Source organism: Azoarcus sp. CIB, assembly GCF_001190925.1.
Lineage (GTDB): Bacteria > Pseudomonadota > Gammaproteobacteria > Burkholderiales > Rhodocyclaceae > Aromatoleum.
Window position 1 is genome coordinate 4,147,910 of record NZ_CP011072.1, and the last position, 23,705, is coordinate 4,171,614.

Annotated in this window: 21 protein-coding genes; 5 read left to right on the forward strand and 16 right to left on the reverse strand. The window is 68.5% G+C overall.

The window, feature by feature from the left end:
- Positions 1 to 12 precede the first annotated feature (12 nt).
- The 9 genes from AzCIB_RS18545 to AzCIB_RS18585 are packed head-to-tail and all read right to left on the reverse strand — an operon-like array spanning position 13 to position 7,147.
- Entirely contained in the window at positions 13 to 435 is a 423-nt protein-coding gene (locus AzCIB_RS18545) for a nuclear transport factor 2 family protein (protein WP_050417250.1), read from the reverse strand.
- Positions 432 to 1,220, reverse strand: a complete 789-nt coding sequence (locus AzCIB_RS18550) for an SDR family NAD(P)-dependent oxidoreductase (RefSeq protein ID WP_050417251.1) — start codon at positions 1,218 to 1,220, stop codon at positions 432 to 434. The genes AzCIB_RS18545 and AzCIB_RS18550 overlap by 4 nt, the downstream gene beginning before the upstream one ends.
- Positions 1,207 to 1,740, reverse strand: a complete 534-nt coding sequence (locus AzCIB_RS18555) for a DUF3833 domain-containing protein (protein ID WP_232299452.1) — start codon at positions 1,738 to 1,740, stop codon at positions 1,207 to 1,209. The genes AzCIB_RS18550 and AzCIB_RS18555 overlap by 14 nt, the downstream gene beginning before the upstream one ends.
- Positions 1,734 to 3,002, reverse strand: coding sequence for an MFS transporter (locus AzCIB_RS18560; protein WP_050417253.1), 1,269 nt, complete (start codon positions 3,000 to 3,002; stop codon positions 1,734 to 1,736). The genes AzCIB_RS18555 and AzCIB_RS18560 overlap by 7 nt, the downstream gene beginning before the upstream one ends.
- Complete coding sequence (locus tag AzCIB_RS18565) at positions 2,992 to 3,579, reverse strand: chalcone isomerase family protein (protein ID WP_157058530.1); 588 nt, start codon at positions 3,577 to 3,579, stop codon at positions 2,992 to 2,994. Before AzCIB_RS18565 ends, AzCIB_RS18560 begins: the two co-directional genes overlap by 11 nt.
- Positions 3,548 to 4,768 (reverse strand): SAM-dependent methyltransferase, encoded by a 1,221-nt coding sequence (locus tag AzCIB_RS18570; protein ID WP_050417255.1) that lies wholly within the window; start codon positions 4,766 to 4,768, stop codon positions 3,548 to 3,550. Before AzCIB_RS18570 ends, AzCIB_RS18565 begins: the two co-directional genes overlap by 32 nt.
- A complete protein-coding gene (locus AzCIB_RS18575) occupies positions 4,765 to 5,547 on the reverse strand; it encodes a DUF1365 domain-containing protein (RefSeq protein WP_050417256.1) in 783 nt (260 codons plus the stop codon). The genes AzCIB_RS18570 and AzCIB_RS18575 overlap by 4 nt, the downstream gene beginning before the upstream one ends.
- Entirely contained in the window at positions 5,544 to 6,905 is a 1,362-nt protein-coding gene (locus tag AzCIB_RS18580; RefSeq protein WP_050417257.1) for an NAD(P)/FAD-dependent oxidoreductase, read from the reverse strand. Before AzCIB_RS18580 ends, AzCIB_RS18575 begins: the two co-directional genes overlap by 4 nt.
- Positions 6,902 to 7,147 (reverse strand): hypothetical protein, encoded by a 246-nt coding sequence (locus AzCIB_RS18585; protein WP_050417258.1) that lies wholly within the window; start codon positions 7,145 to 7,147, stop codon positions 6,902 to 6,904. Before AzCIB_RS18585 ends, AzCIB_RS18580 begins: the two co-directional genes overlap by 4 nt.
- A 78-nt stretch (positions 7,148 to 7,225) precedes the next feature.
- Between AzCIB_RS18585 and AzCIB_RS18590 the strand changes: the two genes are divergently transcribed.
- Both AzCIB_RS18590 and rfaE2 read left to right on the forward strand, forming a co-directional pair.
- Positions 7,226 to 8,143, forward strand: a complete 918-nt coding sequence (locus AzCIB_RS18590; RefSeq protein WP_050417259.1) for a MerR family transcriptional regulator — start codon at positions 7,226 to 7,228, stop codon at positions 8,141 to 8,143.
- A gap of 86 nt (positions 8,144 to 8,229) precedes the next feature.
- Positions 8,230 to 8,718, forward strand: coding sequence for a D-glycero-beta-D-manno-heptose 1-phosphate adenylyltransferase (gene rfaE2, locus AzCIB_RS18595; RefSeq protein ID WP_050417260.1), 489 nt, complete (start codon positions 8,230 to 8,232; stop codon positions 8,716 to 8,718).
- Between the two features lie 14 nt (positions 8,719 to 8,732).
- Here the strand turns inward: rfaE2 and AzCIB_RS18600 are convergent, their stop codons facing one another.
- The 3 genes from AzCIB_RS18600 to AzCIB_RS18610 form a co-directional block, all read right to left on the reverse strand.
- Positions 8,733 to 10,730, reverse strand: coding sequence for a sensor histidine kinase (locus AzCIB_RS18600; protein ID WP_232299267.1), 1,998 nt, complete (start codon positions 10,728 to 10,730; stop codon positions 8,733 to 8,735).
- A 127-nt stretch (positions 10,731 to 10,857) separates the two neighbouring features.
- Positions 10,858 to 13,092 (reverse strand): putative bifunctional diguanylate cyclase/phosphodiesterase, encoded by a 2,235-nt coding sequence (locus AzCIB_RS18605; protein ID WP_050417261.1) that lies wholly within the window; start codon positions 13,090 to 13,092, stop codon positions 10,858 to 10,860.
- 10 nt (positions 13,093 to 13,102) lie between these two features.
- Positions 13,103 to 13,375 (reverse strand): hypothetical protein, encoded by a 273-nt coding sequence (locus AzCIB_RS18610; protein WP_050417262.1) that lies wholly within the window; start codon positions 13,373 to 13,375, stop codon positions 13,103 to 13,105.
- Between the two features lie 175 nt (positions 13,376 to 13,550).
- Between AzCIB_RS18610 and recQ the strand changes: the two genes are divergently transcribed.
- A complete protein-coding gene (gene recQ / locus AzCIB_RS18615) occupies positions 13,551 to 15,380 on the forward strand; it encodes a DNA helicase RecQ (RefSeq protein ID WP_050417263.1) in 1,830 nt (609 codons plus the stop codon).
- 13 nt (positions 15,381 to 15,393) lie between these two features.
- Here the strand turns inward: recQ and AzCIB_RS18620 are convergent, their stop codons facing one another.
- Positions 15,394 to 15,996: an EAL and HDOD domain-containing protein gene (locus tag AzCIB_RS18620; protein WP_050417264.1), complete on the reverse strand. Its 603-nt coding sequence runs from the start codon at positions 15,994 to 15,996 to the stop codon at positions 15,394 to 15,396.
- Between the two features lie 325 nt (positions 15,997 to 16,321).
- On the opposite strand from AzCIB_RS18620, the gene AzCIB_RS18625 reads away from it, so the two are divergent.
- Positions 16,322 to 16,996 (forward strand): cytochrome b/b6 domain-containing protein, encoded by a 675-nt coding sequence (locus tag AzCIB_RS18625; protein ID WP_050417265.1) that lies wholly within the window; start codon positions 16,322 to 16,324, stop codon positions 16,994 to 16,996.
- Positions 16,997 to 17,051: 55 nt separating this feature from the next.
- Here the strand turns inward: AzCIB_RS18625 and AzCIB_RS18630 are convergent, their stop codons facing one another.
- Positions 17,052 to 17,912, reverse strand: a complete 861-nt coding sequence (locus AzCIB_RS18630; protein ID WP_050418451.1) for a cation diffusion facilitator family transporter — start codon at positions 17,910 to 17,912, stop codon at positions 17,052 to 17,054.
- 75 nt (positions 17,913 to 17,987) lie between these two features.
- On the opposite strand from AzCIB_RS18630, the gene AzCIB_RS18635 reads away from it, so the two are divergent.
- On the forward strand, positions 17,988 to 18,485 hold the full coding sequence (locus AzCIB_RS18635; protein WP_083447071.1) for a YidB family protein: 498 nt from the start codon (positions 17,988 to 17,990) through the stop codon (positions 18,483 to 18,485).
- Positions 18,486 to 18,553: 68 nt separating this feature from the next.
- Here AzCIB_RS18635 and AzCIB_RS18640 read toward each other — a convergent pair whose 3' ends face one another.
- Positions 18,554 to 19,606 carry a Glu/Leu/Phe/Val dehydrogenase dimerization domain-containing protein gene (locus AzCIB_RS18640; protein ID WP_050417267.1) on the reverse strand — a complete coding sequence of 351 codons (1,053 nt, stop codon included), beginning with the start codon at positions 19,604 to 19,606 and terminating at the stop codon, positions 18,554 to 18,556.
- Positions 19,607 to 19,876: 270 nt separating this feature from the next.
- Positions 19,877 to 23,482 carry an indolepyruvate ferredoxin oxidoreductase family protein gene (locus AzCIB_RS18645; RefSeq protein WP_050417268.1) on the reverse strand — a complete coding sequence of 1,202 codons (3,606 nt, stop codon included), beginning with the start codon at positions 23,480 to 23,482 and terminating at the stop codon, positions 19,877 to 19,879.
- Between the last annotated feature and the right edge of the window lie 223 nt (positions 23,483 to 23,705).

Here is a 23,705-nt window from a genome sequence, read left to right on the forward strand (position 1 = left end):
TCGCAGCAGCGATCAAGGTGCGGCGAGACGGTGCCGCAAGGTGCGCAGGATGCAGCCGATCAGGGGAATGTGCTCGTAGAGCTGGCGCGCGGGATCCCAGTGGTCGATGTGCTCGACGACCCGCCCGTCGGCATCGAAACGCAGGTGCGTGACGCCGCGGATCTCGCGGCACGCGCGCCCGGCGCCGAAGCGGAAGGTCCACGCCAGCATGGCCTGCTGCTCGCCCGCGAGACAGCTCGTCACCTCGAAGCGCGGCGTCTCGACGGTCGCGAACATGTGGCGGAAGATGCGCGCGATGGGGTCGAGGCCGGTGACGTCGTTGAAGGGATCGACAAAACGTGCGTCCGGTGCGTAGAAGTCCGCGAGGGACGCGAGCGACTGCGGCGTGAGCGTCGCATAGAAATCGGCGAGCCTTTCGGCGGCTGCGCGCGTCATGAGCCGGTTACCCGCCGCACGAGCGGAAAGTACAGCCGGTACGGCAGGACGCGCAGCAGCTTCATCAGTCGCGTGAAGCGGCGCGGGAAGTGGGTCTCGAAGTCGCCGCGGGCGAATCCGGCGACGATCTCCGCCGCAGCGTCCTCGGGCTGCATCAGGGCGGGCATCGTGAAGGGGTTCTGCGCCGTGAGGCGGGTTGCGACGAAGCCCGGACTGATGAGGTGGACCGCGACCCCGCGCGGCGCGAGGTCGAGATACAGGGACTCGGCGAAGTTGACGAGCGCGGCCTTCGACGCGCCGTAGGCCGCCGCCTGCGGCAGTCCGCGGTAGGCCGCAACGCTGCCGACGATCGCGATTGCGCCGCGCTCCTGCGCGAGAAGGGTCGGGAGGACGCTCGCGACACCGTCAATCACCCCGAGCAGATTCACGTCGAGGGTCGCGCGCACCGCCTCCGGCTCGAGCTCCCACGCGCGCATCGGCCGATAGGTGCCGGCGTTGAGGACGACGAGGTCGATGCCACCCCAGGCGGCGAGCAGATCGTCGCGCACGCACGCGTATTCCGGCGCCCCCCGCGTGACGTCCATCGTCAGCGCAAGACTGCCGGGGCACTCGGCGGCGACCGCGGCGAGGCGGTCGGCATCGCGCGCCGAGAGCGCGAGCCGCGCACCGCGAGCGGCAAGATCGCGCGCCAGCGCCGCGCCGATCCCGGCCGAGCCACCGACCAGCCAGACGCGCAGGCCGCGCCAGTCCCGGATCGGCGGATTGAGCGGCTCAAGGAAGCGCATGCGCCTTTCTCTTCACGAAGGACAGGCTGACCTCGCCGAGACGGACGCCGAACTTGCTCATCACCGATCGGTTCAGCATCACGCGCTCGTCCATCAGGAACATCCAGTCGTCGAAATCGACGTGCCAGATCCGGTCGCCGACCGGCAGCGCGAGCACGTAGCGCCAGCGCAGCGCGTTGCCGCGCGCCTCGCCCTGCGCCTCGCCGACCACATCGGCCGCGACGCCACCGTAGCGGTGCGCGCCGTGCCGCGTAATCGTCCATACGCGCTGCTGGGTGGTGCCGTCCGAGTAGGTGAAGCGCTCGTCGAGCGTGCCCACATCCCCGCGCCAGCTCGCCTCGATGACGACATGGAAGCGCTTGACGACCTTGCCCGAGCGATCCTGGAACATGCCGTAGGCGTCGAGCGTGCCATCGAAGTAGGTGCGCAGGTCGAGGACCGGCGTTTCGGCGGCGTACTCCTGCACATCGATGCCGGCGCAACCGGCCATCCCCGCGACCATCGCAAGGGTCATCAGCATTCGGCGCATCGCCGCTCCTCCTCCATCAGATCACTCCGGTAACGCCACAGCAGAAACACCGCCAGCGCCTTGAGCGCCACCGGCAACAGTGCGTACACCCCCGCGAGGACGGCCAGCGCGTCGGGGTCGCGGGTGCCGGGTGCGTAGCCCAGCCGGTCGAGGAGCGGCAACGCGAGCCCGGCGGCAATCGCGAGATTGGCCTTGGAGACAAGGTTCCACCACCCGAACCAGGCGCCCGCGCGCGGCCCCGCCGAACGCTCCCGGGCGAGCAGATCCGCGAGCATGGCCGCCGGCAGGGCCAGGTCCGCCCCCAGGGCCGCACCCGAGAGCACGCAGATCAGCGCGAAGCTGCGCAGGTCGCCCGCGCCGAGCGTCGCCGCCCAGGCAAACACCGCCATCGCGAGCAGCATGGCGATCAGCCAGGCACGGTGCTTTCCGAAGACCGACGCGCAACGCACCCACAGGGGCATGCTCGCGGCCCCGGCGAGGAAATACAGGATGAGGAACAGGCCCGATGCGGATTCGGCCTGCAGCACGTCGGAGACGAAGAACAGCACCGTCGCGGCGGGGATCGCGGCGGCGATGCCGTTCGCGGCGAACACCACGAGCAATCGCGCGAAGGGACGACAGGCGAGCGCGTCGCGCATGGCCGAGCGCAGGGACACCGCGCCGCCTTCCACCTTCACCACCGCCGGCGCGAAGCGCAAGGTGAGCCCCGCGCCGAGCAGGAGAATGAAGGGGAAGGTCCAGCCGAGCCACGCCAGGCCGCTGGCGGGGTCGTTCCCAAGCACGGAGGGCAATCCGGCCGCGAGCACGACGCCCGCCAGCGCGAAGCCCTCGCGGCTTGCGACCACGCGCGTGCGCCCATCGGGCGTATCGGCCAGTTCCGCGCCCCACGCGGCGTAGTTGATGGTGGCGAGCGAGTAGCCGAGCGTGACGAGCAGCAGCGACGCCGCCAGCCACAGGAGCCCGGCACCGGCCGGCGGACCGAGCAGCGCGATGAATCCTGCGGCCAGCAGCGGCAGCGCCGCGACGATCCACGCACGTCGCGCCACGAAACGATCGCTCGCCCAGCCGATGATCGGATCGGTGACGGCATCGACGATGCGCACGCCGAGCAGGACGGCGCCGATCGCCGCGAGCGGAAGGCCCAGGCCATCCGCGTAGAGCTTGGGTGCGTGCACATAGATCGGCAGCGCGGCGAAGGCCAGCGGCAACCCCAGCACGCCGTACGCCAGGGCGGGTCCGCGCTCAACCTTCATCGCCGATCCCCAGCAGGCTTGAACGCAGGGCCGGCTCGCGCGTGCGCGGGTCGAGCCAGATCGCGAAGAAGGCGCGCGCGAAGTCCGCGTCACGCAACTCGGCGGTCAGCGCCCCGCGATGGTAGAAAGCCACCCGACCGTCGGGTTCCGCCAGCCCGACGATCGTGTCGCCGGGTTCGACGGACGGGAATGCCCGCGCCAGCAGCGGTCGCCAGGTCTCGCGCCGCTCCGCGTCCGCGAACCCGAGACGCGCCATCTCGTCGAGACTGGCCGCGACGAGGCGCTCGCCGCGGATCGGTCGCGCGTAGCGGATCTCCAGCGCGAAGGGCCGCTCGGGGCGCCAGGGCGAGGCACCGCGCGTCCACAGGCTGGCGTCGTAGAGCGCGAGACCGAACCAGCGCATCGTGCCCTGCCCCACGACGCCCCAACCCGCGCCGACGCCCGGCGCCCGCGCCTCGAGTCCGGACGCGGCCGCGCGCCCGCCCCCGAGCACGCACGCGATCGCGATGCAGCCCGCAAGCAGCAGCGGCCGCAACCCCGCCCGCTCAGCGGTGGGCAAGTTCGAAGTGATGGACATCGATGTCGCCAACGAGGAAACCGGCCTCGCAGTACGCCAGATAGAAGCGCCACAGCCGCATGAAGCGCGCGTCGAAGCCCTGCGCCGCGACCTCGGCGCGCTTCTCGTCGAATTGCACGCGCCAGCGTTCCAGCGTGCGTGCGTAATCGCGTCCGAAGGCGAAGTCCCCGACCAGTGCGAGTCCGGCCGTCTCGGCCTGACGGCGCACGATGGCCGGCGTCGGCAGCATCCCGCCGGGGAAGATGTAGCGCTGGATGAAGTCCGTTCCCCGCCGGTAGCGCGGGAACAGGGCTTCGTCGATCGTGATCGCCTGCACCACGCAGCGACCGCCGCGCCGCAGGCGGCGCGAGAGCGTCGCGAAATAGGTCGGCCAGAAGCGCTCCCCGACCGCCTCGATCATCTCGATGGACACGACGTGGTCGTACTCGCCGAGCACGTCGCGGTAGTCGCACAGCGCGAAGGTCGCGCGATCGGCGAAACCTTCGCGCTCGGCGCGGGCGCGCGCATGGGCAAGCTGCGCGGGCGAGAGCGTGATGCCGAACACGAGACAGCCGAACTCTTTTGCCGCGATCTCGGCGAAGCCGCCCCAGCCGCAGCCGACCTCGAGGATCGTCTGACCCGGCTGCGCATCGAGGCGCTCGAGGATGCGCCGATACTTGCGCCGCTGGGCCGCCTCGAGCGGCTCCGCGGCATCGCCGAAGAGGGCCGCCGAATAGCTCATCGTGGGATCGAGCCACAGCGCGTAGAAGTCGTTGCCGAGGTCGTAGTGCGCCTCGATGTTGCGCCGCGCCCCGCTGCGCGTGTTCGCGCGCAACGCGTTCCACAGGCGGTAGCCCACCAACGGCAGCAGGCGCCCGTAAACGGCGCGCGCCAGGCGTGTGCGGTTCTCCGCCAGCAGCGTCAGCAGTGCGGTCAGGTCGTCGGTGTCCCAGAGCCCGGCCAGGTAGGTCTCGCCGAGACCGATGTCGCCACGTGCCAGCGCCGCCGCGAAGGTCTCGTGGTCGCGCACGCGCCAGTGCGCACGCAGCGGGCCATGACCGAGGCGCAGGGTCTCGCCCCCGGGCAACTCGAGCGCCAGCGCCCCACCCTCGAGCGATTCGAGCAACCCCAGCGCCAGCCGGGTCGCGCGCGGCGCACTGGACGCCGACCACGCCACCGGTTTCGCGAGCGTATTTTCGAGGGAATTCATCGCGTGGTTTCCTCCAGCGGGGGCAACGGTTTGTGAAAGAAGCGGACCCTTTTCAGCCACAGGCGCAGCGCCTGCCAGTGGATTCGCGCGACGACACCTAGGGTCATGAGCGGATAGCGCAGCAGCCAGGCGAGCATCGCCGAGCCATCGAGGGGTCGGGCGCGCCCGCCGACCGCCGTACTGAGGCGGAGCTCGCCGCCCTCCCAGTAATCGATCGCGACGGCCGGAACGACGCCTGCGGCGCGGAAACGGAAGCGGTATTCGCCTGCCACGGGCAGGAAGGGGGACACATGGAAAACCTTGATCGCGCGCATCTCGTCGCCGGGGCGGATCGGCCCCAGGTCGCGGTGATGGATGAGGTAGTTGTGATGTTCGCCGAAGGTGTTGCTCACCTCGGCGAGCACCACCCGGAGGGCGCCGGCACGGTCGTGACAGAACCAGAAACTCACGGGATTGAACAGGAAGCCCAGCATGCGCGGCATCGTCTGCAGCACCACCTCGCCGTCGGCGACCCCGACCAGCCCGTGGCGCGCGAGCAAGCCACTCAGCCACGGCAGCAGCGGCGTGCCGTCGCGCGGACCGTGGTCGCGGCTGCGAAACGAGAAGACGTTCGCGCGCTCGACCCCGAGCAGCGGCACGGACAGGTCGTCCAACCGCGACAAGGGCAGGCGCAGGAAGGCGGTCGGATACATGAAGCGGTTGTGCACCGGCGCGTGGCGCTCGTGAAACACCGCGCCGAAACACACGGCCGGCATCAGCGGGTCGTGCGCCGCGCTCATGCGCCGCACGCCTCCACGACGCTCTCACTCCCGCGCGCACTCCCGCGCCAGGGCACGCGACCGCCCAGCGCCTCGACAATCGGCAAGGCAGACTTCAGGCCGTCCTCGTGAAATCCGTAGCCGGTCCACGCGCCCGCGAACCACGTGCGGCGCACGCCCTGGATGCCGCCGAGCGCACGCTGCGCCGCCACCGCCGCGGCGTCGAACACCGGATGGGCATAGTCGAAACTCGCCAGCACGCGCGCCGGGTCCGGTTCGCGCACGGGATTCAGCGTCACCACCACCGGCGTGTCGAACGGCACGGGCTGCAGCCGGTTGATCAGGTAGCTGACCGAGACGGCGCCCGGGACGGGCTCCGCACTCTCCCCGCCCGGGGCCGCGGCGTAGTTCCACGCCGCCCAGACGCCCTGCCGCCGCGGCAGCAGGCTGGCATCGGTATGCAGCACGGCGCGGTTGGGCTGATAGCGCACCGCCGCCAGGATCTCCCGCTCGCCTGCCGTCGCATCGCCGCCGAGGATCGCCAGCGCCTGGTCGCTGTGGCACGCGAACACGACCTCGTCGAAACGGTCGACCCGCTCCGGGGTATGCACCCACACCGCGTTGGCGTCGCGAAACACCCCCAGCACCGGCGTGTCGAGACGCAGGTCGTCGAGCTGACTGCACATGCGCCGCACGTACTCGCGCCCTCCCCCGCGCACCGTCATCCACTGCGGCCGATCGGCGATCTGCAGCAGGCCGTGGTTGTCGCAGAAGCGCACGAAGGTCTCGAGGGGATAGTCGAGCATGGCCCGCGTCGGGCAAGACCAGATCGCCGCAGCCATCGGCAACAGGTACCAGTCGCGAAACTCGCGGCTGTAGCGGTTCGCCGCCAGGTATTCACCCAGCCGCAGCCCCGCCGCCCCGTCGCCGCCAAGCGCGAACCGGGGGGCCTCGCGGTTGAAGCGCAGGATGTCGCGCAGCATGCGCCAGAACCCCGGCCGCGCCGCATTGCCCGGCTGGGCGAAGAGGCTGCGCAGACTGGTTCCCGACCACTCCAGGTCCGGCTGCGCGAGGCTCACGGAAAACGACATCTCCGTCTCGACGGCCTCGACGCCGAGCAGGCCGAAGAGCGCGATCAGGTTCGGGTAGGTGCGGCGATTGAACACCAGGAAGCCGGTGTCGACGGGGTGAGTCACCCCGTCCAGCGTCACGTCGACCGTGTTCGTGTGCCCGCCCGCCTGCTTGCCGGCCTCGAAGACGGTCACGTCATGCTCGCGCGACAGCATCCACGCACAGGCCAGGCCGGAGATCCCCGCGCCGACGACCGCAATCCGCCGCGCCGGACGCGGCTCCCACGGGAAGGCTTCGCGCATGTTCATGATGAGCACCCCTGCACCGTCGCCGGCGCGTAGTCGCCGCGATGAAGGAAGAGTTTCAGTGCCAACCCCTCGTCCACGGCATAATTGTCCTGGACAGAAACCACTGCCGACGGATCGACCGGCGTGGCCGCAGCGGCCCGCGGAGCTGTCACGTAGATGAACAGCGCAGCACCTGCGACGACCGTCGCCGCAAGCAGCAGGGTGCGTTGCACGAGAGAGAACCTAAGGGTCTTGGCTTTCATTTTGTCCTGGACAAAATTTGTACACGGCTCTAACTTAGAGCCATTCGCACACCGCGTCAAGGATTTGTCCACGACAAAATGAAAAATCTCGCCAACCACCCCGACGGCTTCGGCATTGCCGCGGTCGAACGCGACACCGGGCTGCCCAAGGACACGCTGCGCGTGTGGGAGCGCCGCTACGGCTTTCCGCAGCCCCTGCGCGACGCCAACGGCGAGCGCGTGTACCCCGCCGCACAGGTGGACAAACTGCGCCTCATCCGCCGCCTTCTCGACCAGGGCCTGCGCCCGTCGCGCATCGTCGCGGCCAGCACGGAAGAACTCGCGCAGCTGCTCGAGGCGTCGCCCGAGGCCGCTCCGCCCGCTGCCCCCGCCGGCTGGAACACCCTGCTCGCCTTCATGCAGCGGCAGGACGGCGCAGCCCTCCAGCGCGCACTGCAACAAAGCCTGCTTAAACAGGGCCTGCAGCGCTTCCTCACCGACACGCTCACCCCCCTCACCGATGCGGTCGGGCAGGCGTGGCTGCGCGGCGAACTGAGCGTGGCCGGCGAACACCTGTACACCGAGCAGGTGCACAACGTGTTGCGCGGCGCCATCGCGAACCACGGCGGGCATGGCGGGGCGCCGTCCATCCTGCTCACGACCTTCCCGAACGAACTGCATTCGCTCGGCCTGCTGATGGCCGAGGCCATGTTTGCGCCCGAGGGCGCGCACTGCACCTCGCTCGGCACCCAGACGCCGCTCGCCGACATCGAGCACGCCGCCACGCAGGCCGGCATCGACGTCGTCGCGCTGTCCTTCAGCGCGGCCTATCCGCCGCGCCAGGCGGTCGAGGGCCTCAACACGCTACGCGCCCGCCTGCCCGCCAGCATTGCACTCTGGGCCGGCGGTCTGGCCGTGCGCGAGCAGCAGCGCAAGCTGCCGGGCATCCGCGTCATCGCAGACCTGCACGACGGCATCGCCGCCCTCGCAGAGTGGCGCGCCGCGCATCCCGCATGAGACGCCGGCAGGCGCATCCCGGGCGCGCGCGCTAGAATCGCGCCTTCCGGGACCGCACGCGGTCCCCGTCCCGCTCTCAGGAACCGATGCCCTACCCTCGCCCCGCCTTCGAAGGCAAGATCTGCCCCCCCGAGGCGCTGCGCGCCCGCGCCGCGGCCCTGTCGCGCCCGCTCGTGTTCACCAACGGCTGCTTCGACATCCTGCACCGCGGGCATGTCACCTACCTCGCGCAGGCGCGCGCGCTCGGCGCGGCGATGGTCGTCGCGCTGAACACCGACGCGTCGGTGAAGCGGCTTGGCAAGGGCGACGACCGACCGGTGAATCCGCTGGAGGACCGCGCCGCCGTGATGGCCGCGCTGGAATGCGTCGATCTCGTCACGTGGTTCGACGAGGACACGCCGCTGCAGCGCATCCTCGACGCACGCCCGGAGGTGCTGGTGAAAGGCGGCGACTGGCCGGTGGACCGCATCGTTGGCGCCGCGGAAGTGAGCGGCTGGGGCGGGACGGTGCATTCCATCCCGTTCGAGCACGACCGCTCGACGACCGCCCTGATCGGGCGCATCCGCAGTCTCTGACGCCGGCGCGGCGCTCAGCCCGCCGACGGCCCCCCTGCGCTCACGCCCGCCTGTGCCGTGAGCGGCGCGACACGCGGCAGACGCACGCGCATCGTCGTCCCCGCCCCCGGCTGACTGACGACCGAAATCGTGCCGCCGAGCACGTTCGACAGCAGGCTGTGCACGATGTGCAGGCCCAGGCCGCTGCCGCCCTTGCCGAGGCGCGACGTGAAGAAGGGCTCGAAGATGCGCCCCTGCAGCTCCGGCGGGATGCCGCACCCGTCGTCGCTGACCTCCAGCAACACCCAGTCGGCGCCCTCGGCGCGGCCGACGATCCGCACCTCGCCCTCGTTCCGCCCTTCCAGACCATGCAGGACGGCATTGTTGATGAGGTTCGCGAGCACCTGCCCGAGCGCGCCGGGGTAACTGTCGAGCCGCGCCGACACATCGACCTCGGTCACCAGGCGGAACGGCAGGCGCTTCAGCGAAGGGCGCAGCGTCATGACGATCTCGTCGACCACCTCGCCCAGGCCGAACTCGCGCCGCTGCGCGCTCGACTGGTCCACCGCGACCTGCTTGAAGCTCGCGACGAGTGCCGCGGAACGCTCCAGGTTGCGCTCGATGATCGCGTTGCCGGCCTCCGTGTCTTGGAGATAGCGCTCCAGCGTTGAACGCCGCAGCCCGGATTCGAGCTCGCGCCGCAGCGCGCGCGTCTGGTCGCGCACGGTGTTCGCGGCGATCAGGCTGTTGCCCAGCGGCGTGCCGAGCTCATGCGCGACACCGGCGACGAGCGCACCGAGCGCAGCCATCTTCTCGGAGCGGACCAGTTCCTCCTGCGTCCGCCGCAGGGTTTCGAGTGCCCCTGAAAGCTCCTCGTTGCTGCGGTGCAGCTCCACTGTGCGCTCGGCGACGCGCGTCTCGAGCGTCTGGTTGAGCTCCTGCAGCTCCGCCTGGCTCGCCACGATCGCCGCCTCGCGCTCGCGGATCGCCTGCCCCATGTGCTGGAAGGCGGCGGCGAGCCGGTTGAACTCGCGCACCCGCGAAGACCTCCACGCCAGGTCGTAGCGCCCCCGTTCGACGCCACGGGCGAAGAGCGACAGGTCGCGGAACAGGCGGCCGAAATAGCCGGCCTGGATCGCTGCGCCGACCAGGCCGACGATCCAGGCCGTTGCCAGCCCGACGAGCATGATCAGTTCGGCCGTTTGCGAAGCCCGGAACGCCTCCGACTGCGGCCGGATCACGAGCACCTGCCAGCCCAGCGGCGATACCGGCACGCTGCTGCCGATCATGTCGATGCCGTCCACGGTCAGGAGCACCTGACGGCTGCCGTCGTCGTGGTCGTGCCGCGCCTCGTGCGGCACGTCGGCGAGCACGGGCACCGCCCCGGCCTTCAGGCCGGCGGTGTCGCCGAGGAGCGCCCCGCGGCCATCCAGCAGCAGCGTGCGCAGCCCACCGTCGTCCATCACGTCACCAACGGCGTGCAGCAGCGGCCCGGACGACAGTTCCCCGAACAGCGTCACCCCCGCATGCCGCACGGCGACCACCGCGAGCGCGTCGCCCGCTGACGGCGACAGCACGACGTCTGACCAATGCACGCCCGGCGCGCGCTTCAGCGCCGCCACCAGCGGATGCAGCGACACGTCGCGCCCGACAAGCTCGGCTCGCGACCGGCGGCGTTCCGGCGGCAGCCCCACGGCAAAGATCCTGCCGTCGTCGTCGAGCGCGTACACGGCCGCCAGGGCGTCATTGCTGTCGACGAGGCGGTCGAGCAGCGCCGAAACCGCCTCGGGGCTCCACGGATCGCCCGTCACCAGGACCTGCGAGATCGCACGCACCGCCGCTTCCGGACGCGTGACCTGCGCCTCGATCTGGGCCGCGACCGCGTGCGAGATCTGATGCTGCCGCAGGGTAGTGTCGCGGTCGATCTGCGGCAAAAGCCAGAGCTCCATCAGGCCGTAGACGACTGCGAAAGTCAGCGTCGCGACCAGCAGCGAGCGCAGGAACAGCAGCCGAGAGAGGCGGACCGGGCGCATCAGGCGACGTTCGTGGCAGATCCTGCGGTCACACGGCAACGCTCATCGCCGGACCACGGCGCGACCATGTCTTCCGCAGCATCGCTCGTCACCGCGCGCGGTGCTTGGTGCGGCAGGCCGCGCGCGTTCAGCATCCGGGCTGCGCGCCCGATCCCGACGAGTGCTCGGCCAGCCAGACGCGCCAGTCGTCGGCCGGCATCGGCCGCGCGAAGTGGTAGCCCTGGCCGAGCTGGCAGCCCATCGCCTGAAGCCGCCCGGCCTGCTCGGCCTGCTCGATGCCTTCGGCGATCAGCTCGATGCCCAGCCGGTCGCCCAGCCCGCACACGAGGCCGGCGATATCGCCCCCCTTGCCGGCACCGCCGATGTCGTTGATGAAGGCGCGGTCGATCTTCAGGCGGTCGACGTTCATGCGCTGCAGGTGGCTGAGCGACGAGAAGCCCGTGCCGAAGTCGTCGATCGCGATATCCAGCCCCATCGCCTTGACGTGCCCGAACAGCTCGATCATGCGGTCGCCCTCGCCCATCGCGACCGACTCGGTGATCTCCAGCTCGATCTGCCTCGGCGACACGCCGCTGTCCTCGATCGCGGCGCGCAGGCGGCCGAGGAAGTGCGGATCGCGGAACTGGATCACCGAAACGTTGATCGCCATGCGCACCGCGCCGTGCCCCGCCCGTGCCATGCGCGCGGCCTCCTCGCAGGCACGCCGCAGCACCCACTCGCCGATCGCCACGATCAGACCCGAGCGCTCGGCCAGCGGGATGAAGCGGTCGGGGGGAATCATCGCCCCGTCGCTCGTGCGCCAGCGCAGCAGGGCCTCGGCCCCGACACAGCGCCCGCTCGCGAGTTCGATCTGCGGCTGGAACACGAGGAACAGTTCGTTCGCGCCGAAGGCGCCACGCAGGTTGTGCAACAGGTTCACGCGCCCGCGAATTTCCTCGCTGACGCCGCGGTTGTAGCGCGCGACGGACCCTCGCTCGGCCTGCTTCGCGCGCTTGAGCGCGAGGTAACCGTCCTCCAGCGCCTCGCTACCGTCCCCGGCGACGTCGTCGAGGCGGACGATACCCACGGTCACGGACACGATGACGCTCTCGCCTTCGACCTCCAGCGGATCGGCGAACAGGCCGTCGAGACAGCTCACGTCCGCATCGTGGGCCGTCCAGAACACCGCAAAGCTGTCGCTGCCCACCCGCGCGACACTGACATGAGTGCCGCAGCCGGCAACGATGCGCGCGGCGACGCCCTTGAGCAGCGCATCGCCGTATTGATAGCCGAAGGCGCCGTTGATCTCGCCGAAATGGTCGACGTCCACCACCGCGAGCACGCCGCGACGGCCGTCATGCTCGCGCAGATGTGCGTCGAGCAGCTCCAGCAACTGCCGACGGTTGGGCAACTGCACGAGCGGATCGAAATACGAATACTCGTTGAGCCGCTGCACGAGATCGACGTTGTCCAGGCACACCGACACGTTCGCACAGAACACTTCGAGCAGGGCCGGATCGAGCTCGTCGGCCAGGTAACCCGTTTCCACGTAGGCGGCGAGGTCGCGCCCGGGCCGCGAGCCGAAGTACAGCGCGATGCCCTGCCCCGGTTCGACGACGTTCGCACGCTGCGTCAGCGCGCGTTCGAGGATCGTGCGGATGGCCGGATCCTGCAGCGCGTCGAGCGGCTGGCGGGTGGCGTGGCCGAAACGGCCGGCTGCCGCGATCACTTCGCACGGCGCGCCGGCGTCACGGCGCGCACACACCAGCCCTTCGGGCGGCAGCGCGAGCAAGCCGGCGATCTGCGTGATCACGCCGCCCGCGAAGTCGGCGAGCCCCTCGCAGCGCAGCAGTTCGGCGCTACCGCGCACGATATGCGCCAGCCCGGCACGGCTCGCGCTGACGATGCGGATCTGCTGGTAGGCACGGATCGCGGCGGTGAGTGCCGCGTACAGCCGGGTACGAGAGAGCTCCGACTTGTTCTTGTAGTCGTTGATGTCGTAGTCGCGGATCGCGTCGAGTTCCGGCGCGTACCCGGGCTGGCCGGTGCGCAGGATGATGCGCACGTCGCGCATGTGAAAACGATGGCGGATCTCGTCGACGAGCTGCAAGCCGGCATCCTGCGTTTCCATCACGACGTCGAGCAGGATCACCGCGATGTCGCGCTCGGCGGCGAACAGCGTACGCGCCTCGGCGGCGGAACGGGCATGCAGGAAAGCGAGCGGACGCCCCAGGATCTCGGTGTTGGCGAGGCTCAGCTCGGTGCTGCGATGGACATCTTCGTCGTCATCGACGATCGCGACCTTCCACCGGGCAGACACGGCGACCGGCTGGAGTTGCGCTTCGGCCGCGAATTCGAGCAGATCTTCATCGGGAAGGCTCATCTACGACACGTCACCCCTGGATTCCCCGCCGCGACTCGCCCACGGTGTCGCGCCAGTCGGACGTGATGTTTTCCTCGAATTCCGGAAACTCGCGATCGTGCTCCATCAGCAGACGCAGGATCGTGCGCGCATGGTCGCCGGGAAAGCCTCGCCGCTGGCCGTCGCGCGTGTCGTTCATGAGCCGGTTGATGAACTCGCGGCAGTCGCGCGTTCCCCACAACTCGTCGATCCGCACGAGGTGAGGATAAGCCTCGTAGAGCTTCGAAACGTTGGTCTTCCGCATGGGATCCCCCGCCGTGCATGACCCGCAACTTTAGTGATAGACGAACGATAACACCGTCATCGACCGGAGTCGAACCCCGGTCGGCGCCTGCCGGGCGCACCCATCCCATTGACATTACCATGAAACGTAACCTGGGCGCTTCCCAGCCTGTTTAGAGCCGGCCTGCCCCGGTACAATGCCCGCGATGACCGCACACGCCACGCCCTCCCCGCTCCACGTCCTCGAGCACGTCTTCGGCTACACCGCCTTCCGCGGCGAACAACAGGCCATCGTCGAACACGTGACGGCAGGCGGCGACGCGCTGGTATTGATGCCCACCGGGGGCGGCAAGTCGCTGTGCTACCAGGTTCCGGCCCTGCTGCGCCCCGGCACTGCCGTGGTCGTGTCGCCGCTGATCGCCCTGATGCAGGACCAAGTCAGCGCCCTGAAGGAGGCTGGCGTGGCGGCAGCCTACCTGAACTCGAGCCAGGCGGCCGACGAATCCGTCACGGTGGAACGCGACCTCGTCGGCGGTCGGCTCGACCTGCTGTACGTGGCGCCAGAACGCCTGCTCACCGGCCGGCTGCTGGCGACGCTCGACCGCCTGCACGAGGCCGGCCGCATTGCGCTGTTCGCGATCGACGAGGCGCACTGCGTGTCGCAGTGGGGCCACGACTTCCGCCCGGAGTACCTGCAGCTCTCGGTGCTGTCGGAGCGCTACCCGGGCGTGCCGCGCATCGCGCTGACCGCGACGGCGGACGCCGAGACGCGCGAGGAGATCGCGCAGCGCCTGGGACTCGCCACCGCACGCCGCTTCATCTCCAGCTTCGACCGGCCGAACATCCGCTATCGCATGGTCGACAAGGACAACCCGCGCAACCAGCTGCTCGCCTTCATCCGCGACGACCACGCGGGCGACGCCGGCATCGTCTATTGCCTGTCGCGGCGCAAGGTCGAGGAGACCGCCGCGTGGCTGGAGGAACAGGGGATCCGCGCGTTGGCCTATCACGCCGGGATGCCGCAGGACGTGCGCGCGGCAAACCAGAGCCGCTTCCTGCGCGAGGACGGGCTGGTGATGTGCGCGACGATCGCCTTCGGCATGGGCATCGACAAGCCCGACGTGCGCTTCGTCGCCCACCTCGACCTGCCGCGATCGATCGAGGGCTACTACCAGGAAACCGGCCGCGCGGGCCGCGACGGCCTCGCTTCGCAGGCGTGGATGGCCTGGGGCGCGCAGGACATCGTGCAGCAGCGGCGCATGATCGACGAATCCGAGGGCAACGAGGACTTCAAGCGCCGCGGCCGTGCCCGCCTCGACGCGCTCGTCGGCCTGGTCGAGACGACCGCCTGCCGCCGCCAGCATCTGCTCGCGCATTTCGGCGAGACAGGCCAGCCCTGCGGGAACTGCGACAACTGCCTGGAACCGCCGAGCACCTGGGACGCCACGGATGCCGCGCGCAAGGCGCTGTCGGGCGTGTTCCGCACCGGCCAGCGTTTCGGTGCTGGCCACGTGATCGATGTGCTGCGCGGCGAGCTCACCGACAAGGTGCGCGACTGGGAACATGACAAAGTGAGCACCTTCGGCATCGGCGCCGACGTCGACGAGAAGACCTGGCGCACGCTGTTCCGCCAGCTCGTCGCCCGCGGCCTGCTGGCCGTCGACCACGACCGCCACAACGCGCTGACGTTGACCGATCTGGCGCGACCGCTACTGCGCGGGGAGTCGGGGTTTGCGCTGCGGCTTGCGCCCGAGAAGCGGCGCACGAAGCGCACGCGCAGCAACCGCATGGAGATCCTCGACGGCGTGCCGCTGACGCTGTTCGATCGCCTGCGCGCCTGGCGCGCGGCGACCGCCCGCGAGCGCAATGTGCCGGCGTATGTAATCTTTCACGACGCCACGCTGCGCGAAATCGCGCTCGCGCGGCCCGCATCGATCGAGGAACTCGCACATATCTCGGGTATCGGCGATCGCAAGCTCGAAGCCTACGGGGCGTCGATCATCGCCGAGATCGCGCGCGACGTCTGATCGCGCGCGGCTTTCAGGCCATCAGCAGGGACGGGCGGGCGAAGAAGTAGCCCTGGAAGAGATCGAAGCCGAGCTCGACGCAACGGCGGGCGCGCTCCAGCGTATCCACCTTTTCCGCCAGCAGTTTCGCCGGATGCAGCCGCAGGCGGCGCACCAACCGTTCCAACGCTTCCGGTTCGAGCTGGAGAATGTCAATTTTGACGACATCCACGATGTCGAGCAGCGGCTCCATCTCGCGACTCACGCTGCAGACGTCGTCGAGGGCGAGGCGGTAGCCGAGGTGCTTCAATTCGGAGCAGCGATCCACGACGGCGCAGTCGATCGTGACGGTTTCGAGCAATTCGAGCACCACGCGATCGCGCGGCAGGCTTTCGACGCGACAGCTCATCAGCATTTCCGCATCGACATTAACGAAGCCGGCACGGCCGCCAATCACGCTGTTCAGGCCGAGACGGCCGAAGGCATGCGCAATGACCTGCGCCGTGGCCCGCGCGTCGTCGGTGACGCGGGCTTCGCCCGATTCATCTTCGCGAAAGAGCAGCTCGTAGGCAGCGACCTTGCGCTGCCGGTCGAAAATCGGCTGGCGCGCGAGAAAAATGTCGTTCCTGGATTTCATGGCTGCCTCCTCGGCGGGCGAAATTCCTGCCCCGCAACCGTAACGAGCAATACTCGTGCCGTGTCTGTACTAACGCGCGGACCGCGCGTTCCGCCGACAGAAGGTGTGATTTACCCCAAGCGCCGGCGTCGATTCGGGTGATTTTCCCCACCGATAATGGGGGACCGGTCGTCCGTTCACATTCCGCAACAGAGCATTGCCAACTTGTTAACGGCCGGCTTGACCCGAATCATCCGGGCGCGCGAGGTCGACTGGTAAAATTATGTTTCAGAATCGATTTTCGACCCCGACCGCCAGCAGCGGCGACACACGACACATACAAGACATGAACGACCCGCACGCAGCCAGACTGCAGGCAAGCACAGTTTTTGCACAGACCCGGATCAAGGTCTGGGACATTCTCGTACGCATCTTCCACTGGACCTTGGTGGTGTCCTTCACGACGGGCTACCTGATCACCGACAAGTTCCCGCTGCACGCGTACGCCGGATACACGATCTTCACGCTGATCGTGATCCGCATCGTCTGGGGATTCGTCGGCACGCAATACGCCCGCTTCTCGGCCTTCACCTACAGCGTCAACGAGACCGTGCAGTACTTGCTGTCGGCGCTGCGCATGGGCAAGGCGCGCGAATATCTCAGCCACAATCCCATGGGCGCGCTCATGGTGTATCTATTGCTGACGATGCTGCTATGCAACACCGTGATCGGCACGATGCTGTACGCCGCACAGCAGCTCGAAGGTCCGCTGGCCGAGATCGTGCCGACGATGTGGGACGAAAACCTCGAGGTGGTGCACAAGTTCATGGCCAAAGCCCTGCTCACGCTCGCGGGCTTCCACCTCGCCGGAGTGCTGTGGGCCACCTGGTGGCACCGGCAGAACTACGTGCTCGCGATGTTCACCGGCTACAAGTCGGCCTTCACGCGACGCGATCACCGCGAAGGGGCGGGCGAGGTGTGGACACCCGAGGAACGCGCCCGGCATCGCACCGGCCGCTGAGCGCTCCCCCGGGGCTGCCTGTCTCCACGCAGCGTCCCCGACATCGCCGCAGGCGCTACTCAGCCGGCTCCACATGCGTCGTCAGACGCGCGTCGGCCTGCAGTTCAACCGCCCGCTCGACTTCGTCGGCAAGCGCATGGGCGCGAGCGACCGACCAGTCGCCCGGCAGGCGGATGTCCACATGCGCGAAATGCATCGCTCCGGCAACGCGGGTCTTGAGGTTGGCGAAACGGCAGCCGCGGGCGGTGAATGAGGCGAGCACCGCCTCGATGCGTTCGATGTCCTCGGCGGCGAGCGCGCGGTCCATCAGTCCATCGACCGAGCGCTGCATCAGCCCCCAGCCTTCGCGCAGGATGTTCAGCGCGACTGCCGCGGCGATGAGCGGATCCAGCCACCCGAGACCGCTTGCACTCGCGAGGGCGACGCCGACGACCACCCCGGCAGTGGTCCACACGTCCGTCATCAGGTGGCGAGCGTCTGCCTCCAGCGCCAGCGAGCGGTGCGCGCGCCCGACCTGGAAGAGGATGCGCGCGACGACGAAGTTGACCAGGCTCGCCCCGACCGACAGCCCGGTGCCGATGCCCAGCTCGCCCAGCGGCTGCGGATGAAGCAGGCGCTCGCCGGCGACGAACAGGATCGCCAGCGCGGCGATGAAGATCATCACGCCCTCGAATGCGGCGGAGAAGTATTCGGCCTTGCCGTGGCCATAGGGGTGCGCGGGGTCGGCCGGCGCCCGCGCAAAGGAGACCATCAGCAGCGCAAAGGATGCCCCTGCGAGGTTGACGAGCGATTCGAGAGCATCCGAAAGATAGCCGACCGATCCAGTGAGCCACCACGCACCGGTCTTCATGCCGATGGTCGTGAGCGCGGCAGCGACGGAGAGCAGCAGCGCCTGTTGGGGAGTTAGCGTACGCATGATGTCGGTAAGGTTGCGATAGCCCACATGGTAAACCACGCAGGATGGCCCCATGCGCAATGGCCAGCACCGAAGATGCTTGCGGAATGGATTCGAAGCGCCAACAATGCCCGATCTGTCGCAAACTCCAAGGAGAGCAAAATGGGATTGTTGGACGGACTGGCCGGCCAGGTGCTGGGAAGCGTGTTGGGCGGCGGGCAGCAGCAGGGAGCGCAGGGAACGGGTGGCGCGCTGCTGCAGATCGCGATGAACCTGCTGCAGAACCAGCCGGGCGGACTCGCCGGCCTGCTGCAGCAGTTCCAGAACGCGGGGCTCGGCAATGCGGCGGCGTCGTGGGTCGGTACCGGCCCGAACACCGCGATCAACGGCGATCAGCTTTCGAGCGCGCTCGGGGGCGACACGATTGGCGGCATCGCGAACCAGCTTGGCATCCCGCAGCAGGAAGCAGCGGGCGGGCTCGCGGCACTGCTGCCGCAACTCATCGACCAGCTCACGCCGCAGGGGCGCCTGCCGGACGACAATGCCATGCCGGGCGGCCTGGCGGATCTGGCGTCGAAACTCCTGCGCGGCTGATCGCGCGCCGCGGCCGGCTCCCTTCCTCCGCCGGAGGTTGAGAGCGCCGGCAGCGCGCGCGCCGACGCTCAGCGCTTGAAGCGCTCCTCGGCGATCGCGTCGGCGACTTCCCCGGTCGGGCGCTCTTCCTTGCGCGCACGCGCGAAGATTTCCATCAGGTTGTCGTAGATGCTCTCGATGTGGGACTTCAGCGCGGCGCGGTCGAAGTTGCCGGTGCGCTCGTAATACACGTCGATGATGCCGCCGGCGTTGATGACGTAGTCGGGCGCGTACAGGATGCCCTTGTTCATCAGCGCGAGCCCGTGGCGCGGCTCCGCGAGCTGGTTGTTGGCGGCGCCGGCGACGATCTTGGCCTTCAGTTGCGGAAGGGTCTGGTCGTTGATGATCGCGCCCATCGCGCAGGGGGCGAAGACGTCGACGTCGAGGCCGAAGATTTCGTCCGGCGCGACGACGGTCGCATCGAGTTCCTTGCCCGCGCGGATCAGTGGCTCGCGGTGGATGTCGGTGACCCACAACTGCGCGCCGGCTTCCTTCAGCTGGCGGGCGAGGTCGAAGCCGACATTGCCGAGGCCCTGCACGGCGATTTTCAGACCGGCGAGCGAGTCGCGGCCGAGGCGCTCCTTGACGGCGGCCTTGATGCCGACGAAGGTGCCGTAGGCAGTCGCGGGCGAGGGGTCGCCGCTGCGCACGCCATTCTCGGACGGCTTGTCGATGATGCCGGCGACGTGGTCGGTGAATTGCGACATGAACTTCATGTCGTCGACGCCGGTGCCGGAATCTTCCGCGGCGATATAGCGGCCATTGACGCGCTCGACGGCCTGGGCAAAGGCCTTCAGCAGCTCGGGCGTCTTGTCGGTGCGCGGGTTGCCGATGATCACGGACTTGCCGCCGCCGAGCTTGAGGTTGGCCATCGCCGACTTGTAGGTCATGCCGCGCGACAGGCGCAGCACGTCGCGGATCGCTTCCTCTTCGCTGGCATACGGCCACATGCGGCAGCCGCCCAGCGCCGGGCCGAGGTTGGAGTTATGCACCGCGATGATGGCCTTGAGGCCACTCTTCTCGTCGCTGCAGAAAACGACCTGTTCGTGGTCGGCGAAATCGCTCAGGTTGAAAACGCTCATGATGTCTCCTTCATTGGTCTGGAAAGGGTGCAACGCGCCCTCCGCCACGGCTCGTGGCCGTGGCGGAAGGTTTGCTGCGGGGGGGTTACGTGATCTCAGGTCGAGCGCAGCACTGTCGCTCCCTCCCCTTCAAGGGGAGGGCTGGGGTGGGGATGGGGTTAAGCACACGCGGCCGAAACCCATCCCCCTCCTAACCTCCCCCCTTGAAGGGGGAGGAACAAAGTCCCCGACCGTGCAGTCCATCATTGCTTGCCGGGCTAGCAAGATTCCTTAGCCCGGAATCACCGCAATGGTCTTGCGGACTTTGGCGCCGCTGCCGTCCGCCGGGCGCTCCTTGCGGCGGAAGGCCGCGAGGAGTTCCGCTTCGCGCATCCGCGCGTTGCGCAGGTAGCGCTCGCGGATGTGGCCGAAGCCGCGGATCTGGTCGGGCAGGTTCGCGAGTTCGACGGCGGTTTCGAAGTTCGCCTTCTCGAGCCCGGCGAGGATCTCCTCGACGATGCGCTCGTAGTCGGCGATCAGCTGCCGGTCGAGCTTGCGGTCGTGCGTGCGGGCGAAGGGGTCGAGCGCGCTGCCGCGCAGGCCCTTCATCTTCGCGAGCATGCGCATCGCCTTGAGCATCCACGGGCCGTATTTCTTCTTCTGCAGCTGGCCGGTCTGCGGATCCTTGTCGGCGAGGGCCGGCGGTGCCATGTGGAAGACGAGCTTGTAGTCGCCTTCGAACTGCTCTTCGACGCGCTTCAGGAAGTCGCTGTCGGTGTAGAGGCGCGCCACTTCGTACTCATCCTTGTAGGCGAGCAGCTTGTGGTAGCCGCGCGCGACGGCTTCGGTCAGCAGCGTCATGCCGGGCTGGACCTTGGCTTCGGCGGCACGTACGCGCTCGACGAGCTTCGCGTAGCGTTCGGCGTAGGCGGCGTCCTGGTAGTCGGCGAGGTAGGCCTTGCGGCGGGCGATCACTTCATCGAGCGAGGCCGACAGCTTGTGGTGCTCCGGCGTGCCGTGCTGCGGCTTCGCGGCCTTGGCGACGGCCTCCGGATCGACGGCGGCGCGGCGGCCCCACTGGAAGGCGGACTTGTTGGCGTCGACGCCGGCGCCGTTGAGCTCGATCGCGCGCATGATCGCGTCGCGGGAGAGCGGCACGAGGCCACGCTGCCACGCAAAACCGAGCATGAAGAGGTTGGTCGCGATCGAGTCGCCGAGGATCGCGGTGGCGAGACGCGAGGCCTCGAGGAACTCGACGTTCTGGCTGCCGACGGCGTCGACGATCTGGCTTTCCATCGAGCCGGCCGGGAACTGCGGGTCCGGGTGCTTGACCACGTTGCCGGTGCGCGCCTGGGCGGCGAAACCGCGGACGAACTCGCTGGTGTTGGTCTGGTCGCGGTTGATCACGACGCGGGTGTGGCCGGTACGCATCTTCGCGAGCGATTCGTCGCTCGCGGAGACGACGAGATCGCAGCCGATGACGACGTTGGCTTCACCGGCGGCAACACGTGCGGCGAAGATGTCTTCCGGACGATTCGCGATCTTGACGTGCGACCACACTGCCCCGCCCTTCTGCGCGAGGCCGGCCATGTCGAGGATCGACACGCCCTTGCCTTCGAGGTGCGCGGCCATGCCGAGCAGCGCGCCGATCGTGACGACGCCGGTGCCGCCGACGCCGGTGATGAGGATGCCCCAGGGGGCGTTGGTCGAGGGCAGCGTCGGTTCGGGCAGCGATGCGAACACGTCGGCGGCCGCTGTCGCGGCTTTGCCCTTACGCAGCTTGCCGCCTTCAATCGTCACGAAGCTCGGGCAGAAGCCCTTCACGCACGAGAAGTCCTTGTTGCACGCGGACTGGTCGATGGTGCGCTTGCGGCCGAATTCGGTCTCGACGGCAGCGACCGACATGCAGTTCGACTTCTCGCTGCAGTCGCCGCAGCCTTCGCAGACGAGGTCGTTGATGACGACGCGCATCGCCGGATCCGGGAACTTGCCGCGCTTCCTGCGGCGGCGCTTCTCGGCGGCGCAGGTCTGATCGTAGATGATCGCGGTGACGCCCGGCACTTCGCGCAGCTCGCGCTGCACCGCATCGAGTTCGTCGCGGTGGCGGATCGGCACGCCGTGCGGCAGGTCGGCCGGACCGTAGGCGCGCGGTCCGTCATTGACGACGATGATGTTGCCGATGCCTTCGGCGGCGAGCTGGCGCGCGATGATCGGCACCGACAGCGTGCCGTCGTGCGGCTGGCCGCCCGTCATCGCGACGGCGTCGTTGTAGAGGATCTTGTAGGTGATGTTGACCTTTGCCGCGACGGCCGCGCGGATCGCGAGGATGCCGGAGTGCATGTAGGTGCCGTCGCCGAGGTTGGCGAACACGTGCGGGGTCTTGGTGAAAGGCGCCTGACCGACCCAGGGCACGCCCTCGCCGCCCATCTGGCAGAAGGTCTGCGTCGTCTCGGGGGACAGCCAGGTCGCCATGTAGTGGCAGCCGATGCCGGCGATCGCGCGCGAGCCTTCGGGCACCTTGGTCGAGGTGTTGTGCGGGCAGCCGGAACAGTAGTGCGGCACGCGCTGGATCGACAGGCGCGGCTTCGCGAGCGCGGCTTCCTTGGCATCGAAGAAGGCGAGACGCGCCTTGATGCGGTCGGACGTGTAGAAGCGGGCGATGCGCGCGGCGATCACGCGGGCGATCATCGCCGGCGTGAGGTCGCCGGCCGCGGGCAGCATCCAGTCGCTATGCGGCAGGGCCCATTCGCCCTTTTCGTCGAACTTGCCGATGACGCGCGGGCGGACGTTCTCCTTCCAGTTGTAGAGCTCCTCCTTCAACTGGTATTCGAGGAACTGGCGCTTCTCCTCGATCACGAGGATCTCGTCGAGGCCATCAGCGAATTCGCGCACGCCCTCGGCTTCGAGCGGCCACACCATGCCGACCTTGTACAGGCGGATGCCGATCTCGGCGGCAGTCGCGTCGTCGATGCCGAGATCTTCGAAGGCCTGGCGCACGTCGAGGTAGCTCTTGCCGGAGGTGATGATGCCGAGCTTGGCGTTCGGGCTGTCGATCACCGTCTGGTTGAGCTTGTTGGCGCGGCAGTAGGCGAGCGCCGCGTACAGCTTGTGGTGCATCAGGCGCTTTTCCTGCACCAGCGGGGGATCGGGCCAGCGCAGGTTGAGCCCGTCGGCGGGAATCGGGAAGTCGGCCGGGATGATCGTCTCGACCTTGAACGGGTCGATGTCGACCGAGGCCGAGGTCTCGACGGTGTCGGTCAGCGCCTTGAACGCGACCCAGCAGCCCGAATAGCGCGACAGCGCGAAGCCGTGCAGGCCGTATTCGAGATAGTCCTGGATGCCGGCGGGCGCGAGCACCGGCATCATCATCGCCTTGAAGACGTGCTCGGTCTGATGCGGCAGCGTCGAGGACTTGGCGCCGTGGTCGTCGCCCGCGATCACCAGCACGCCACCGTGCTTCGAAGTGCCCGCGGCGTTGGCGTGGCGGAATACGTCGCCGGTGCGGTCCACGCCCGGGCCCTTGCCGTACCAGATCGAGAACACGCCGTCGTACAGCGCGTTCGGATCGAGGTTCACCTGCTGCGTGCCCCACACGGCGGTCGCCGCGAGGTCTTCGTTGAGGCCCGGCTGGAAGCGGACGTGATGCGGTTCGAGGTATTTCTTCGCCTTCCAGAACTCCTGGTCGACGTTGCCGAGCGGCGAGCCGCGGTAGCCGGTGACGAAGCCGGCGGTATTGAGCCCCGCGGCCTGGTCGCGCAGCCGCTGCATGATCGGCAGGCGCACCAGCGCCTGGATGCCGGTCATGTAGGCACGACCGGAGGTGAGCGTGTATTTGTCGTCGAGTGCGACGGCGGCGGGAGCCTGCGGGGCGTGGGTGTTCGAATGGGTATTCGACATGGCGCGTGAATCGTCGCAAGCCGCTGGACGCGTGGCGCTCGTGACGCCCGTATCCGGCTTGCCGACGTTGTCTCCTGTATGGTTGCTGTTGTGTGCGTCCGCGGCATCGAACGCGAGTGAGCATCGTAAGGAGATGGCGTCGGGGAGTTTTTTCTCGTTGCGGGGGAATTCAGGCTTCGAAGGAAAAATTTTCCCCTGACTGGCGATTTGCGGAAATATCAGC